Here is a 13240-nt window from a genome sequence, read left to right as displayed (position 1 = left end):
TCCGAGTTGGCTTTCTCCTCGGGGGAGGGGCTATTGGGTGTTAGAGAATTCCTATGGAATTTCTTCCCTCAGAAATGAGCCGATGTGCCCGGGTAGTATCAAGTTGAGATCTTAAAAGGGACCACTCCTTGGAAGGAAGACTCCACCATGCGGCTCGTGGGAATACCGTAGGTCTTTCTGATGTACTCCCACTTCGCACGTTCCTCTGAGCGATCTACATCAAGGCCAAGAAAGAGTACGGAGGGATCCTTGATGGTGCCGGGATCAGCCACAGTCCCGACATTCTTAAACAGGTCGTACATTTCGGATTCGCGAAACGCGGATATCTTGTCTCCAAAAGGATTTACAAATAAAGTCTTCTGCCCCTGGGCCGAGAAAATGACGCCATCGAGATCGGGCACTCGGTAGAATGAGAAGTAATCGTAATAGAAACATGTGCATGTTGTCGGCGGAGATTTACTCAGGACGTCCAGATCCGTTGAGTGAAATACAAGGAGTCGCGCCATGCCATACAGTGTTCGTGTGAGCACGTCGCGCAAGAAGTCGGCATCTCCATGCAGTCCAGCAATCCACAATAGTCTGAAGTCGGCCTCCTTGTTGGTTGCGCGTAGTTGATTCACTTTCTCCTTTATGACCCCATCAAGCCTATTGTTTCGATCCAGTTCTCGAATGAGCGTCCCAAGGCCCTCCTTGTCCGCCGTCTGAAGCATCTGCGTGAACGCGTTCGCTGGCTCTTTCTCGGTTACTTCAACTAAGTATCTGTCGCTGTTCTTGCTTACGAAGAAGTCTGCTGTGCGTCGATCGGATTCGGGGATCTTCTCGACGGAAAAATGATTTGACTCCAACAGTTCCTGTGCTTCTTTCTCTGAGCGAGTGCTGGGCATGCTGTTGATCGCGGGTTTGGGTGGAGAAGCCGATTTGACTCCAAGGTTTGTTTGACGATCAAGTTTAAAGCACGTTGCAGCTTTAGCGTGCCCTGGTTTGCCGCCCTATATGCCATTTGTTTGGACCATTTTTTTGGAAGGCGCATGGTCCGCGTGGTTGATTTGCCGAAGAGCAGGGATTGTGATTGGAGTGCACAGCTATTTAGCGTCCCCGGGATCGTGTGCTGCGTGCGGCTTTGCTGGCCCCCCGGGGTGCTCCAGTTGGATGGGGACCACGTACATCGGCGGCACCGTGGCGCTGACGTAGTGGAGGGCTGTGGTCCGGGTGCTGCTGTGGTTGAGTGCCTGAGCGACGGCCTCCAAGGAGAGGCCGCCGCCCTGCGGGTTGTAGATGCTGCCTCGCTCGACCAGCCACGTTGCGAAGCTGTGCCGGATCGCGCCGAAGTGGATGAACTCCAAGCCCGTGCGCGTGCACACGCGCTCCACGGCCTCACGGATGGTCTGCCGATTTGGAGCTGAACCCCGGTTCTGGAGACGCTGGGCAGCGGCGAGTCCCTGCGCATCGAGCGAAACAGTGAACCGCTTCCCGGTCTTGTGCTTGAACGTGACGGTGGCGGCGATCTCGCCCTGGTCCTTCAGAACCGCGATCTTGCCGTCACCGCGCGCGAGCCGGTCCACCTCGGTGCCGTGCATCCCGGTCTTGGCCTGGAGGCACAGCACGTCGCGGATCGCCTGCGAGCCGAGGGCCGCGTAGAGCTTCTGGACGTGCTCGATGCTGTAGCCCTTGAGTTCGTGGTTCCGGCGGGCAGGGGGGACCTTCAGGAAGCGCCCGGGGTTCACCATCGGGTCCAGCTCGCCCGCGTCCTGAAGGAACGAGGTGAAGGACTTGAAGACGATGATGCGCCACTTCTTGCCGGTGTCCCAGGTGGCCAGGATCTTCTTCAACGCCGGTCCGGTCACCGCGCGCAGGTCCTTGTCCGCGAGCGCCGTTGCCCACGCGGCCAGGTAGCTGCGCGTGCTCTTCAGGTACTCGTCGGACCTGCCACTGGCCTTCAGGTGCTGGAGGAACCGCCGGGCGCGATCCTCGTCCAGGAACACCGCCTGCGCGGCGTCCACCTGGGCCTGCTGGGCCTCGTCCTGGCGTTCCTGGCTCGCGGTCCGGTACGCGGCCGGGTTGCGGCGGAAGGCCGCCAGCTCGGCCAGGGCCTCGGCCTCGCTCCGCACGTCCAGCGTGACGTTGTACGCGACCCCGGCGACGGTCTTGCGGATGATCCAGCGCGTGCTTCCGTCCGTGGCCGTGTACGTGCGGCCCCCGCTCCACTTCCCGCTCCACTTCGGCATGCGCGGCTCCCGTACCCCTACTTGGGTAAAACTTGGGTACGAGAGGTAAAGGAGGGCGGGACGTCCCGCAACCCGATCAGGGCCGCGTCAGAAAACCCCAAGAAAATCATGGCGGTAGAGCATGAGAATCGAACTCACCAGGGACGCCTCTCGGCGCCCCTCACCGGTTTTGAAGACCGGGCCGGCCACCAGGTCCGGAGGCCCTACCGTCGTCGATTACTGCCGCACGGCCAGGGCCTCGTCAACCAACGCCCCGTCTCAGCGCGCCTTCTTCGCCGCCCTGGCCGGCTTCAACTCGGGCAACCCATTCACCAGCGTCGTCACCAGCAGCCGCGCCAGTTCGTCCGCCGGTGAGCCCTTGAACCCGGTACACGTCAGCCGCAGGCTGACGAGGCCGTGCACCCCGGCCCACAGCACCTCGGCCAGCTTCCAAGGCTCGGCCTCCTCCGCCAGCCGTCCCGCCGCCTTCAAATCCTCGAACACCTTCACCAGCACCCCGAACGACCGCGGCCCCGCGCCGTCCGGCGCGTCCTTGAACAGCTCCGTCGACAGCTTCGGGTCCTCCATGAAGATGAGGCGGTACGTCTCCGGCTGCTCCAGGCCGAACTTCACGTACGCCTCGGCCAGCCGGTACAGCCGCTCCACCGGCTCCTCCACGGCCGCGGCCGGCTCGAACGCGGCCAGCAGGTCCTGGAAGCCTCGCACGCACAGCTCCCGGGCAATCGCGTCCCGGTTCTCGAAGTGCAGGTAGAGCGTCGCCGGCGCGTACTCCACCGCGTCCGCCAGCTTGCGCATCGACAGGGCGGCGAAGCCCTCGCGCATCACCATGTCCCGCGCCACCCGGAGGATCTGCTCGCGCAGCTCCGCCCGCTGTCGCTCCTTCCGTTCCGCAATCCCCATATCCGCAGTGTAGGCCTTGACGTTCCGAACAGCCAGCAGTAGATGAACAGTGTTCACAATGAACGGCGTTCAGAATCCATTCGCCGTTCGGAACGAGGGAGCACGGCATGGACACGGACAAGGTGGCGTTGTTCGGCGCCTCGGGCGCCATTGGGCACAGCATTGTGAAGAGCCTCAGGGAGCAGGGGCGGTCCTACCGGGTGGTGGGCCGCTCGCGGGCGTCACTCCAGGCCCAGTACGGCGCGGACCCGAAGGCGGAGGTCGTCACCTGGAATCCCGACGAGCCCGGCACCATCCGGGCCGCCGCCCGGGGCATCCGCACGCTCATCTACATGGTGGGCGTGGACTACTGGCGCTTCCAGCTCCACCCGGAGCTGATGCGCCGCACGGTGGACGCCGCCATCGCCGAGGGCGTGGAGCGGGTGGTGCTCATCGGCACCGTGTACCCATACGGCCGGCCCCGCACCACGCCCGTCACCGAGGACCACCCCCGCGAGCCGCACACCTTCAAGGGACGCATGCGCAAGAAGCAGGAGGACCTCCTCATGGCCGCGGATGCGGCAGGGAAGCTCCGCGCCACCATCCTCCGGCTCCCTGACTTCTACGGCCCGGGCGTGGACAAGAGCTTCCTCCACCGCGCCTTCCTCGCCGCCGCGCAGGGCCAGCGCGCCTCGCTCATCGGCCCCATCGACCGGCCCCACGAGTTCGTCTACGTGCCCGACGTGGGCCCCACCGTGACGGCGCTCATGGACGAGCCCCGCGCCTACGGACGCTGGTGGAACCTGGCCGGCGCGGGTGTCACCACCCAGCGGAAGCTCGTCGAGGACATCTACGCCCAGGCCGGCCACCGCCCGAAGTTCATGACGGCGGGGAAGGGGATGCTCCGCCTCATGGGCCTGTTCGACCCGTTCATGCGCGAGATGGTGGAGATGCACTACCTGCTCACCGAGCCCGTCCTCATGGACGACTCGGCGCTGCGCGGGCTGCTGGGCACCGTGCACAAGACGCCCTACAGCGAGGGCATCCGCCAGACGCTCGAGGCCACGCGGGCCTCGCTCGTCAGTCCAGCCCCCGCTGCCACAGGTCGTCCTCATCCAGCCCCATGAGGTGACCGACCTCGTGCATCACCGTGATTCCAATCTGCTCGATGAGCTCCTCGCGCGTCTTCGCGAAGCGCTCCAGGTTCCGCTGGTAGAGCACGATGGACGCGGGGAAGTGGTCATACGCGTTCGTCACGCTCCGCTCGCCCACGGGCGTGCCGCGGAACACCCCGAGGATGCTCGGGGACAGCGGCGGGTCCTGCCCCAGCAGGTCCTCGTCCGAGGGCAGGTCCTCCACGGCGATGGTGACGTTGTCCAGGTACTGCTTCGCGTGCCGGGGCAGGGACTTCACCGCGTCCTCCACCGCGCGGTCGAACTCCGCCTCCTCCAGCTCCACCGGCGGGGGGAACTCCTCGGGCACCAGCGCCTGCGCCTTGCCGAAGCGCCGCTTCGCCTCCTTCTCGTCCCCGTGCCGCTCGGCAATCAGCCCCAGGTAGTGGTGCGCCCACGCCTCGTCCGGCGCGTCCTTCAGCACCTTGTCGAAGGCGGCCCGCGCCTCGTCGAAGCGGCACAATTCGAACAGCGCGATGCCCCGCTCCAGCTGCGCGTCCAGCGAGCGCGGCATGTGGCCGAGCGCCGCTTCCAGGCTGACCAGGGCCGTGGCGCACTCGCCCATCTGGTTCAGCCCCATGCCCTCCAGCAGGAGGAATTCGTACAACATCTCCACATCGTCGGCCTTCTGGGCCAGGCGCCGCCCCCGCGCACACAGGGCCAGCCCCTCCGCCACCGCCTCCCGGTCCTCCCCGGCGCGGCACACCAGGCAGTCCGCCGCGCCCAGCAGGATTTCCAGGTCCTCCGGGGCCACCTTCAGGGCCTGCCCGAAGGCCCGCCCGGCCTCCTCCAGCCGCCCCAGCTCCACCAGGGCCGCCGCCCGGAAGTGGAGGGCCTCGGGGCGCTCGGGCGCGTCCGCCAGCAGGCCCTCCGCCCCGGCCAGCGCGGCCTCGAAGTCCCCCGCGTCGAAAGCGTCCGCCACCGCGTCCAGCCGAGCCTCCACGCCGCCCACCCCCTCTCGCTTCGCGGTCCGCTTCCCCATGGGCCGGCACATATGAAGCCGCACTGTGCGTTGTCAACGACGGGGACGGCTGTTAGGTTCCGCGGCCCGTCCATGTGTGGCGGCCCGTCCCGTGAACATCCTTGTCGTCGATGACGATCTCGAGCTGTGCACCATGCTCTCTCGCTTCCTGGAGATGCATGGCTACACGGTCTACTCGGCGGCGGATGCGCTGCAGGCGCTCGACATCCTGGAGCGCAACCAGGTGGGCATGGTCATCACCGACTACCTCATGCCCCACCTGGACGGCATCCACTTCACGGAGATGCTCAAGGCGGACCCCCGCTTCCAGGCCATTCCCGTCCTGTTGATGACAGGGGCCACCGACGAGGGCGTCACCGACAAGGGCCTGCGCAAGGGCGTGGCCCTCACCCTGCGCAAGCCGCTGGACATGGGGCAGCTGCTCAACCTCGTGCGCTTCGCCGAGTAGCGCCCGGCCTGCCCCAGGGGCCCTGGCCGCGTCCGCTCGCCCACAGGCCCGCCCTTCCTGGTTGACATCGTTGGGCCGGCCCTTATGTTGGCGCTCGCCATGGCCGAGTGCTAACGGCCAGCGTAGTCATAGTTAAATCCCCCAGTGATTTCAGGAGGTTGCGATGGCAGCGAAGGAGATTTTCTTCCACCAGTCCGCGCGTGAGGCCATCCTGCGCGGTGTCCGGATTCTGTCGGACGCCGTCTCGGTGACCCTGGGCCCCAAGGGCCGCAACGTGGTCATCGAGAAGAGCTTCGGCTCGCCCACGATCACCAAGGACGGCGTCACCGTCGCCAAGGAGATCGACCTCGACAACAAGTTCGAGAACATGGGCGCGCAGATGGTGAAGGAGGTCGCGTCCAAGACTTCCGACAAGGCGGGTGACGGCACCACCACCGCGACGGTGCTGGCGCGCGCCATCTACGAGGAGGGCCTGAAGCTGGTGGCCGCCGGCCACAGCCCCATGGACCTCAAGCGCGGCATCGACAAGGCCGTGGAAGTCGTCGTGGAGGAGCTGAAGAAGCTCTCCAAGCCCACGGCGGACAAGAAGGCCATCACCCAGGTGGGCACCATCTCCGCCAACGGTGATGACACCATCGGCGCCATCATCGCGGACGCGATGGAGAAGGTGGGCAAGGAGGGCGTCATCACCGTCGAGGAGGCCAAGGGCCTGGAGACCACCCTCGACGTGGTGGAGGGCATGCAGTTCGACCGCGGCTACGTCTCTCCGTACTTCGTGACGAACCGCGAGCGCATGGAGGTCGTCGTGGACGACCCCTACATCCTCATCAGCGAGAAGAAGGTCTCGTCGATGCAGGACATGATTCCCATCCTGGAGCAGGTGGCGCGCTCCGGGAAGCCGCTGCTCATCATCGCCGACGACATCGAGGGCGAGGCGCTGGCCACCCTGGTGGTGAACAAGATCCGCGGCGTGCTGAACGTGGCCGCGGTGAAGGCCCCGGGCTTCGGTGACCGCCGCAAGGAGATGCTGAAGGACATCGCCACCCTGACGGGCGGCATGGTCGTCAGCGAGGAGCTGGGCCACAAGTACGAGAACCTGACGCTGAACGACCTGGGCCGCGCCAAGCGCATCACGGTGGACAAGGACAACACCACCATCGTCGACGGCGCCGGCGCCAAGAGCGAGATCGAGGGCCGCATCAAGCTCATCCGCGGGCAGATCGACACCGTCACCAGCGACTACGACCGCGAGAAGCTCCAGGAGCGGCTGGCCAAGCTGGTGGGCGGCGTGGCCGTCATCAACGTGGGCGCCGCCACCGAGACGGAGATGAAGGAGAAGAAGGCCCGCGTGGAGGACGCCCTGCATGCGACCCGCGCGGCCGTCGAGGAGGGCATCGTCCCTGGCGGCGGCGTGGCCTTCCTGCGCTGCCTGCCCGCGCTGGAGAAGCTGAAGCTGGGCGGTGAGCAGGACTTCGGCGTGGAGATCATTCGCCGCGCGCTCCAGGAGCCGCTGCGGAAGATCGCCAGCAACGCCGGCGTCGAGGGCGCCGTGGTCATCAACAAGGTCCGCGAGGGCCAGGGCGCGTTCGGCTACAACGCCCGCACCGAGGTGTACGAGGACCTGGAGAAGGCCGGCGTCATCGACCCGACGAAGGTCGAGCGCACCGCGCTGCAGAACGCCGCGTCCGTCGCCTCGCTGCTGCTGACCACCGAGGCGATGATCGCCGACCGCCCCGCCAAGAAGAAGAAGAACGGCGGCGGCGGCGGCATGCCGGAGTACGGCGGCGACGACATGGAGTACTGAGCCGCTCCTGGCGGCCCGGGGCCCAGGCCTCGGGCCCGCCGGTCCGGTGAAGGACGCGGCCCCGGATGCCTCCTCGCGAGGCGCCGGGGCCGTTGTCATTTCCGGGGTAGGGGAGTCGGCGGACGTGAGGGACGCAGCCCTGGATGCCCCATGCGAGGCGCAGGGGCTGGGGAGTCCTTCAGGGCACCCGGCCCACGGTGCCGCCGGAGCCGCTCTCCTGCGACGTGTAGAGGAGGGTGCTGCCGTCCACCAGCAGTCCGCCCGGGCCCGTGCCCAGGGGGCCCACCGGGTCCGACGTGCCAGGCGCGCACGCGCGCACGCGGCGCAGGAAGTCCGCGCTGCCGGCACGCGCCTCCTTGAAGTAGACGGCTCCGTTCAGTTCCACCGGGAACCACGGGCCCTGGAGTCCCTCGGCGAGGACTTCGGCGGTGCCCCCGCCGCGGGGCAGCCTCAGCACCCGGCCCGTGCCCCCACCTCCCTCGGTGATGAGGAAGTGCGTGGGCGTCACCTCCAGCGAGTTGCCTTGAAGAATCGTGGCATCCGTCCGCTCCGCGGGCGCGCTGCCGTCCAGCGGGACGCGGTACAGGCCCGAGCTGTTCCCGGCGGCCGTCCCCGCGTTGACGAGGAACCACACGTCCGTGCCCACCACCCGCGCGCCACGGACCTGGGCGGCGCCCGTGCCGGCGTACAGTTCCTGGCGGTTGTTTCCGTCGGTGTCCACCCGGACCAGCCAGCGCTGCCCCGTGGCCACCACCAGCACGTCACGGCCGGAGAGGGTGGCGCGGAGCACCTCGGTGCCGCCGACGGTGACGTTGCTGACCGTCGCGTCGATGGGCTGGTCGCCCCGCCTCCCCGTCGCCTTGTCCACGCGCCACAACCCGTCCAGGTCGAGCACGTAGACGCTCGTCGCGTCCACGGCGATGGCGTCCGGCGCGCGGAAGCCGGTGGCCAAGGGGGTGGGCTCGCCTCCGGAGCGGGAGAGCCTCAGCACCTGTCCCGGCCCCGGCTGCGGCTGCTGCGGGTTCAGGGTGTGGGACTCGGAGATGTAGAGGTCCGTCGCGTCCACCGCGAGCCGCCGGGGCGTATTCAGCCGCGTGGCCAGCTCCGCGCCGCGCTCCGCCGCGGGCGCCTCACAGCTTCCACCATCCGCCGTTCCCGCGTCAGAGGTTCCACCATCGCCCCCGGTGCCCGCGTCGCCGTCCGTTCCCGAGTCCGCCGGCTCGGCGCCACCATCGGGGCCGGAGCCACCATCCGGCTCCGTGCCGCCATCCTCCACCGTTCCCGCGTCGTCGCCGCCCGTCCCGGAGTCCTCCGTGCCACCCGCGTCTGGCTGTCCTGTCCGCGGAGGCTTGTCCGAGGAACAAGCCACCGCGAGCAGCAGGACGGACAGGAGCGCGAGTCTCATGGGACCTCTCTCTTGAAGGCGCGGCTCAGCTCACGGCTGAGCGCCGTGGTGTCGGACAGCAGCTTGGGCAGGCACGCGGAGGCACCGGCGCGCAGCGACTCCAGCGCCGTCTCCATGGTGAGGTGCTCGGCCAACACGACGAAGGGCGCGCCCTGGGCCAGCGCCTTGGCCAGCTCCAGCGCCTTGCGCCCATAGGCCGGCGCGAAGTCCCAGCTCACCACCACGCCCACGGGCTTCTCCATCGCCATCAACTCCGACGAGGGCAGCACCCGCGCTTCCAGGCCCAGTATGCCCAGCGCCTCGGAGATGAGGCGCGCCGTGGCCGGGTTGTCCTCCAGCACGTCCACCCGCCGCATCTCGGCCCCGGGGGCCACCACCGGAGGCACGGGCGGCTCCGAGGACAGCGTCGTGCGCAGCAGCCCGCGCACCTGCCGGATGTCGTCGAAGGGCTTGAGCAGGTAGTCCACCACGCCCAGCTCCAGCGCCTGCTGCGTCGTCACCAGCGACGGGTAGCCCGTCATCAGGATGACGCGCGAGTTGGAGTAGAGCCGCCGCGCCTGTTGGGCCAGCTCCAGCCCGGACAGGCCCGGCAGGTTCTTGTCCGTGACGATGAGGTCCACCGGCGCCTGGCGCAGCAGGTCCAACGCCTCCTCGCCGCTGGCCGCCTCGATGACCTCGCAGTCCTTGCTCATCAGGTCGCGGAAGACCATGCGGATGATGGTCTCGTCGTCCACCACCAGGAGCCGCTTGCGCTGCTGGGGCGGCGCGTCCGTGGCGGGGAAGAGCACCCGGAACACGGTGGCCGGTGGGGGCACGTCGCGAATCGCTCCCGGGGCCGCGAGGCCAATCGTCGCGCGGTGCTCCTGGGCGATGCGCTTGCACACGGCCAGCCCCAGCCCCGTGCCCCGCTTGTTGGCGGTGACGTACGGCTCGAAGATGCGCTCGCGCAGCTCCTCGGGGATGCCCGGGCCCCAGTCCGCCACGTACAGCACCGGCGACGAGCCCTCGCGCGAGAGCACCACCTTCACGCGCCCGCGGCCCGCCATGGCGTCGCGCGCGTTGTTCAGGAGGTTCAGCGTGAGCTGCTCGATGAGGCGCGCGTTGCCCTGGATGGTGATGTCCTCGGGCGCCTCCACCTCCAGGGAGATGCGGGCCGAGTCCGGGTTGACGCTGAACAGCTTCGCCGCCGCCCAGATGGGTGCCGCCAGCGACAGGCGTTGCTGTGGCGCGGGGCGCTCGCTGGCCAGGCGGATGTAGTCGGAGACAATCTGCTCCATCCGCTCCACCTGGGCCAGCAGCAGCCGCAGCGGGCCGGTGGGGCCGCCGTCCTCCGCCAGGAGCTGCGCGTAGGCCTTCACGCCCAGCAGGGGCTGCCGCAGTTCGTGCAGCACCTCCGCCGCGAGTTGCGTCGAATGGGCGCCCGCCCGTTGCATGGCCGCCGCCGCCGCTCGCGCGGCTGGCAAGTCTCCCGCCTCCAGGGCCTGGAGCAATTGGGAGAGCGGCGCGGGTGTTTCCATGCCCTGAGCATGACGGAGGCAGCGGCTTCTACGCAACGCGGGCGGAGGGATTCCGTTGACCCGGGCCCCTGGCCGCGCGGATGCTCCCCGCAATCCCTGGCGTCCAGGTTCTGGACGCCTCCGCCGGCCTCGGGAGGGCCTCCATGCCGCAGACCAACCCGTTCCACTCGCTGGTGCCCCGGAAGATGACGGATTCGGAGCTGGCCCGCTCCATCCGGCTGAACATCGAGGCGGAGCTGGACGCCATCAACCTCTACGCCGCCCACCTCGACGCCACCGACAACGAGGAGGCCAAGGCCATCCTCCGCCACGTCATGGACGAGGAGCGCGAGCACGCCTCCCTCTTCTGGCAGTTGATTGCCCGGCTGGACCCCGAGCAGGCCCAGCATGACCGCGAGGCGTCGGAAAAGTACCGGCTCATCACCTCGGGCGCGTCACACGAGGCGGTGGAGGCGGTGGGCAAGGAGGGCGGCAGCGCCCGCGCCGAGGTGGACGTCAGCCCGCACAAGCAGCTCACCGTGGGCAACCTGCGCCGCTGACGCTATGCGCCGGAGCCGCCGGGGCCCGTACCGCCCAGGCGCCGCTCCGCCGGCAGGGGCTCCAAGTCCCGCGCCGCCATGTAGACGACGTTCCGGGAGCCGCGCTTGCCCCGGTACATGGCCCGGTCCGACAAGTCCAGCAGCGTGGCCTTGTCCCGGGCGTGCTCGGGGAAGCTGGCCACGCCGATGCAGGTGGTGAGCTTCAGCGACAGCCCCTCGCGCGCCAGGAAGTGGTGCGTCTCCATGGTGCGGCGGATGCGCTCCGCCACCTTGAGCGAGCCGCCCGAGTCGGTGTTGCGCAAGAGCACCACGTACTCGTCCCCGCCGTAGCGGGCCACCACGTCGTGGTCTCTCACGCAGCCCTTCACCACCCGGGCCGTCTCCACCAGCAGCTTGGAGCCCACCAGGTGGCCGTGGGTGTCGTTGATGGACTTGAAGTGGTCCAGGTCCAGGAACAGCAGGCTGAAGGGGCGCTGCGTCTGGAGTGAGTCCTGGACCTCGCGGTCCAGCACCAGGTGCAGGTAGCGCGTGTTGAAGAGGCGGGTGAGGTCGTCGACGTACGCCAGGTCCTCCACCGCCGCGAAGCGGCCGAGGTTGCGCAGCGCCAGCGCCCAGTTGCGCACCAGGTAGCCCGCCGTCTCGCCGGTCCACTCCGGCTCGGCGCCGTCGAAGAAGAGCACCGCGTGCCCCAGCACCGTCGTCCCCTCCACGGCGGGGATGGAGAGGGTACGGGGGAAGGACGCGTCCAGGCCCTCCAGCTCCCGGGGGGCGCGCGCGTCCGACAGGTGCCCGATGAGCGCGGCCACCAGCGACTCCTCCCGCCCGGCGGGAAGCCCGCTCGCGCCTTGCAGCCGCAGCAGGCCGGAGGTGCCGTCGCGCTCCAGCAGCACCACGGCGCTGGCGGAGGCCATGGACTGCAGCGCACTCGTGGTGGCGGCGGCCAGCTTCTCCCGCTCCAGCGTGGTGGCGATGCGCTGTCCGGCCTCCAGCATGGCGACGTGCCGGCGCAGGGAGGCGTTCTCCTGCATCAGGTCCCTCGTGGTGAGGGCGCGGCGGACGGCGTGCTGGAGGGCCTCGGGGGCCACCGGCTTGACGAGGTACTCGGCCGCGCCGCTCTTGATGGCGCGCACGGCGGGGTCCACCTTCTCCAGGCCGGTGATGACCACCACCTCCACGCCGGGGTGGCGCTCGCGCACGTAGCGCAGCACCTCCATGCCGTCGCCACCGGGAAGGATGAGGTCCGTCACCACCGCGTCGAAGCGGTCGCCGGCCAGCGCTTCCCGCGCGTCCTGGAGCGAGCCCACCGCCGTGACGGCGTGCCCCACGGCCGTGAGGTAGTCGCCGTAGAGGGTGCGGGCGATCTTTTCGTCGTCGACGAGGAGGATGCGCGCCATCTCACACGCGGGCTTACCACCAAGGCGTGGAACGCTGCTAGGGTGGCCCCGTGTCACCCTTTGAAAGCGGACGCCGGCTCTGCCTCCTCGTGGAAGCAGGGGAGACACGCTACGCGGTGGAGGCCACCTCCGTCATGGAGGTGGCGATGCCAGGAGCCAACGGCTCCAGCCTGCGCGGCGTGCTGGAGGTGAAGGACCTGTCGGCCCTGCTCGGCGGCCCGCCCGAGGAGGGACCGGGCATGGTGGTGGTGCTCGACGTGAGTCCCACCCTGGCCGTGCGCGTGCGCTCCGTGGTGGAGGTCGCCGACGTGGCGCGGGCGCCGTTCTTCCTCCTGCCCCCCGGGCTGGCGGACTCGCTCGCGCCCCTGAGCCGTGGCGCGGTGCTGCACAAGGACCGGCTCTACCTGGAGCTCATCGCGGAGGCGCTGCCCCACCGGGTAGGCCCCCGGGCCTCGCCCGCCCCCCCGCGCCCCGTCCATTGGGCCGAGGCCGCGCCCGAGAAGGCGCTCGTCTTCGAGTCGCAGGGGCGCCTGTACGGCGTCCCGCTGGGCTTCGTCTCGCAGGTGGTGGAGCGGGGGGAGGCCTTCAGCGTCCTGCCCGTGCAGAGCGGGCCCGTGGCCGGTATCTTTCCGCATGTCCAGGTGCTCTGGCCCATCTGCTCGGTGCCCGCGCTGCTGGGGGCGGCTCCAGCCCCCGAGGCCCTCTTCATCCTCACGGAGCTGGCCGGCCGGAACGTGGGGCTGACGGCCACACGGGTGCTCGGCGTGCTGCAGCACTTCGAGCCAGACGACACCGCCGGCTCCTTCCGCGCGCCCGGGGTGCCCGGCCCCGTGCTGTTCCTGGACCTGCAGCGCATGTTTTCTTGATCGTGCCGG

The 13240-nt window shown here is 68.7% G+C and carries 12 protein-coding genes and 1 tRNA gene; 5 read left to right on the top strand and 8 right to left on the bottom strand.

The window, feature by feature from the left end; genetic code table 11:
* Positions 1-98 precede the first annotated feature (98 nt).
* The 4 genes from K8638_RS42270 to K8638_RS42255 form a co-directional block, all read right to left on the bottom strand.
* Positions 99-884: a hypothetical protein gene (locus K8638_RS42270; RefSeq protein ID WP_223760465.1), complete on the bottom strand. Its 786-nt coding sequence runs from the start codon at positions 882-884 to the stop codon at positions 99-101.
* Between the two features lie 198 nt (positions 885-1082).
* Positions 1083-2225 (bottom strand): tyrosine-type recombinase/integrase, encoded by a 1143-nt coding sequence (locus tag K8638_RS45060; RefSeq protein ID WP_305071230.1) that lies wholly within the window; start codon positions 2223-2225, stop codon positions 1083-1085.
* Between the two features lie 109 nt (positions 2226-2334).
* Positions 2335-2433: transfer RNA gene (locus K8638_RS42260), tRNA-Sec, on the bottom strand.
* Between the two features lie 50 nt (positions 2434-2483).
* Entirely contained in the window at positions 2484-3125 is a 642-nt protein-coding gene (locus K8638_RS42255) for a TetR/AcrR family transcriptional regulator (RefSeq protein ID WP_223760464.1), read from the bottom strand.
* Between the two features lie 107 nt (positions 3126-3232).
* Between K8638_RS42255 and K8638_RS42250 the strand changes: the two genes are divergently transcribed.
* A complete protein-coding gene (locus K8638_RS42250) occupies positions 3233-4231 on the top strand; it encodes an NAD-dependent epimerase/dehydratase family protein (protein ID WP_223760463.1) in 999 nt (332 codons plus the stop codon).
* Here K8638_RS42250 and K8638_RS42245 read toward each other — a convergent pair.
* Complete coding sequence (locus tag K8638_RS42245) at positions 4185-5258, bottom strand: metallopeptidase family protein (protein ID WP_223760462.1); 1074 nt, start codon at positions 5256-5258, stop codon at positions 4185-4187. The genes K8638_RS42250 and K8638_RS42245 overlap by 47 nt on opposite strands.
* A gap of 91 nt (positions 5259-5349) precedes the next feature.
* Here K8638_RS42245 and K8638_RS42240 point away from each other — a divergent pair, with 91 nt between their 5' ends.
* Positions 5350-5706, top strand: coding sequence for a response regulator (locus K8638_RS42240; RefSeq protein ID WP_223760461.1), 357 nt, complete (start codon positions 5350-5352; stop codon positions 5704-5706).
* Between the two features lie 163 nt (positions 5707-5869).
* Positions 5870-7510, top strand: coding sequence for a chaperonin GroEL (gene groL / locus K8638_RS42235; RefSeq protein ID WP_223760460.1), 1641 nt, complete (start codon positions 5870-5872; stop codon positions 7508-7510).
* Positions 7511-7688: 178 nt separating this feature from the next.
* Here the strand turns inward: groL and sinM are convergent, their stop codons facing one another.
* Positions 7689-8915: a signal integration modulator SinM gene (gene sinM, locus K8638_RS42230; protein WP_223760459.1), complete on the bottom strand. Its 1227-nt coding sequence runs from the start codon at positions 8913-8915 to the stop codon at positions 7689-7691.
* Positions 8912-10432, bottom strand: coding sequence for a hybrid histidine protein kinase/response regulator SinK (gene sinK, locus K8638_RS42225; RefSeq protein WP_223760458.1), 1521 nt, complete (start codon positions 10430-10432; stop codon positions 8912-8914). Before sinK ends, sinM begins: the two co-directional genes overlap by 4 nt.
* A gap of 143 nt (positions 10433-10575) precedes the next feature.
* Here sinK and K8638_RS42220 point away from each other — a divergent pair, with 143 nt between their 5' ends.
* Positions 10576-10971 (top strand): demethoxyubiquinone hydroxylase family protein, encoded by a 396-nt coding sequence (locus K8638_RS42220; protein WP_223760457.1) that lies wholly within the window; start codon positions 10576-10578, stop codon positions 10969-10971.
* Positions 10972-10973: 2 nt separating this feature from the next.
* On the opposite strand, the gene K8638_RS42215 is transcribed toward K8638_RS42220, so the two are convergent.
* Positions 10974-12365: a diguanylate cyclase gene (locus K8638_RS42215; RefSeq protein WP_223760456.1), complete on the bottom strand. Its 1392-nt coding sequence runs from the start codon at positions 12363-12365 to the stop codon at positions 10974-10976.
* Positions 12366-12415: 50 nt separating this feature from the next.
* Between K8638_RS42215 and K8638_RS42210 the strand changes: the two genes are divergently transcribed.
* On the top strand, positions 12416-13231 hold the full coding sequence (locus tag K8638_RS42210; RefSeq protein ID WP_223760455.1) for a chemotaxis protein CheW: 816 nt from the start codon (positions 12416-12418) through the stop codon (positions 13229-13231).
* Positions 13232-13240 lie beyond the last annotated feature (9 nt).

Source organism: Myxococcus sp. RHSTA-1-4, assembly GCF_020037125.1.
Lineage (GTDB): Bacteria > Myxococcota > Myxococcia > Myxococcales > Myxococcaceae > Myxococcus.
The sequence above is the reverse complement of the archived record's forward strand: the minus strand, read 5'-3'. Positions and strand labels throughout refer to the sequence as shown.

Coding starts and splice junctions, on each gene's coding strand:
- K8638_RS42270 (WP_223760465.1), bottom strand. CDS start 884: ATGCCCAGCACTCGCTCAGAGAAAGAAGCACAGGAACTGTTGGAGTCA.
- K8638_RS42215 (WP_223760456.1), bottom strand. CDS start 12,365: ATGGCGCGCATCCTCCTCGTCGACGACGAAAAGATCGCCCGCACCCTC.
- K8638_RS42245 (WP_223760462.1), bottom strand. CDS start 5,258: ATGGGGAAGCGGACCGCGAAGCGAGAGGGGGTGGGCGGCGTGGAGGCT.
- K8638_RS42250 (WP_223760463.1), top strand. CDS start 3,233: ATGGACACGGACAAGGTGGCGTTGTTCGGCGCCTCGGGCGCCATTGGG.
- K8638_RS45060 (WP_305071230.1), bottom strand. CDS start 2,225: ATGCCGAAGTGGAGCGGGAAGTGGAGCGGGGGCCGCACGTACACGGCC.
- K8638_RS42220 (WP_223760457.1), top strand. CDS start 10,576: ATGCCGCAGACCAACCCGTTCCACTCGCTGGTGCCCCGGAAGATGACG.
- groL (WP_223760460.1), top strand. CDS start 5,870: ATGGCAGCGAAGGAGATTTTCTTCCACCAGTCCGCGCGTGAGGCCATC.
- sinM (WP_223760459.1), bottom strand. CDS start 8,915: ATGAGACTCGCGCTCCTGTCCGTCCTGCTGCTCGCGGTGGCTTGTTCC.
- K8638_RS42255 (WP_223760464.1), bottom strand. CDS start 3,125: ATGGGGATTGCGGAACGGAAGGAGCGACAGCGGGCGGAGCTGCGCGAG.
- sinK (WP_223760458.1), bottom strand. CDS start 10,432: ATGGAAACACCCGCGCCGCTCTCCCAATTGCTCCAGGCCCTGGAGGCG.